The sequence below is a fragment of the Pseudomonas brassicae genome (assembly GCF_010671725.1).
In the GTDB taxonomy this organism is placed as follows: Bacteria; Pseudomonadota; Gammaproteobacteria; order Pseudomonadales; family Pseudomonadaceae; genus Aquipseudomonas; species Aquipseudomonas brassicae.
Genome location: NZ_JAAHBU010000533.1, coordinates 1 through 1,034, shown reverse-complemented (window position 1 = coordinate 1,034; position 1,034 = coordinate 1). Strand labels below are relative to the sequence as shown.

The 1,034-nt window shown below is 56.0% G+C and carries 2 protein-coding genes; one reads left to right on the top strand and one right to left on the bottom strand.

All coding sequences use genetic code 11. From position 1 onward, the window contains the following. Nucleotides 1-533: type II secretion system protein GspD (locus tag G3436_RS25705; RefSeq protein ID WP_163951026.1), on the top strand; the 533-nt coding region annotated here is incomplete at its 5' end. 161 nt (nt 534-694) lie between these two features. Here the strand turns inward: G3436_RS25705 and G3436_RS25700 are convergent. Beyond that, nucleotides 695-988 carry a hypothetical protein gene (locus G3436_RS25700; protein WP_163951023.1) on the bottom strand — a complete coding sequence of 98 codons (294 nt, stop codon included), beginning with the start codon at nt 986-988 and terminating at the stop codon, nt 695-697. Between the last annotated feature and the right edge of the window lie 46 nt (nt 989-1,034).

Below are 1,034 nucleotides of genomic sequence, written 5' to 3'. Positions count from 1 at the left end.
CGTCGCTGGTGGTGATGAACAACCAGAATGCGCAGATCCAGGTGGGCGACAACATCCCGATCAACCAGACCACCATCAACCTGGACAACACCACCGTCAACACCAGCAGCGTGCAGTACGTGCAGACGGGCGTGATCCTGGACGTGGTGCCGCGCATCAACCCGGGTGGCCTGGTGTACATGGACATCCAGCAGCAGGTCAGCGATGCCAGCAAGATCGTCGACAGCAACGGCAACCCGAGCATCTCCACCCGTGCGGTGTCGACTCAGGTAGCGGTGCAGAGCGGGCAGACGGTGTTGCTGGGCGGCTTGATCAAACAGAACGAGGCCAGCAGCAACAACAGCGTGCCGTACCTGGGCCGGGTGCCGGGGCTGGGCTGGTTGTTCAGTGATCGTCAGCGCAACAAGGACCGTACCGAACTGATCGTGCTGATCACGCCCAAGGTGGTGTCCGACGGCAGCAGTGCGCGACAGATCACCGATGAGTATCGCCAGCAGTTGCAGTTGATGCAGCCGATGGGGGAGGGGAGTTGAGGGGGCAGTTCAGGGATTGACGCACGCGCTGCCGGGGGCGTAGTGATCGTCGCCGAGGACGCCAATCGATGATTTGAGTTGCCCACTGCGACGTATCGAATCACAGTGGGCTCGATCAGTTGATCTGGAAAATCACTAATCCTGTGGCGTGGGGCGGATGATCATAATGCGTTTTCGATCAAGTCCCCATCCTCTATGTCCAGGAATATGTTTTCGTCCATGGCCCGTGCTACGCGCAAGTCAATGACTTGATCAATGGTGCGCAGCACCTCGCATATTTCCTGATTGGAGAAGGGTTGTCGAAGTTTTGCTGAAACTGTTTTCCATATTCTTTCGAGGTCATCGTTTTCTGTCGATGAAAGGACATCAAGGAATGTAATGATGAATCTTTCGTCGGGCGCATATTTTTCTAGTAGGCTTACAACATCAGCGCCTGTAATCGGTCGTACGAGCATAGATCACCAGAGTGGTTTGGCAGGGCCGTGTTAAGAGCTCCGTCAA

What these genes read in the sequence shown, in the direction of transcription:
- G3436_RS25700 (WP_163951023.1), bottom strand. Translation starts at nt 988, where the DNA reads ATGCTCGTACGACCGATTACAGGCGCTGATGTTGTAAGCCTACTAGAA.